Consider the following 299-nt stretch of genomic DNA (forward strand, 5'->3'; position numbering starts at 1 on the left):
CGCGGCCAGGTGCTGTGCAAGCCGGGCTCGATCAAGCCGCACACCGACTTCGAAGCCGAAGTGTATGTGCTGTCGAAGGACGAAGGCGGCCGTCACACCCCGTTCTTCAAGGGCTACCGTCCGCAGTTCTACTTCCGCACCACCGACATCACCGGCGCTTGCGAGCTGCCGGAAGGCGTCGAGATGGTGATGCCGGGCGACAACGTGAAGATGGTGGTCACGCTGATCAACCCGGTGGCGATGGACGAAGGCCTGCGCTTCGCGATCCGCGAAGGCGGCCGCACCGTCGGCGCCGGCGT

The 299-nt window shown here is 65.9% G+C and carries 1 pseudogene; it reads left to right on the plus strand.

From position 1 onward, the window contains the following. Positions 1-299 (plus strand): annotated as a pseudogene (locus tag ASD86_RS27805) (elongation factor Tu); the annotation flags it as partial.

The sequence above is a fragment of the Lysobacter sp. Root690 genome (assembly GCF_001427785.1).
GTDB lineage: Bacteria > Pseudomonadota > Gammaproteobacteria > Xanthomonadales > Xanthomonadaceae > Lysobacter.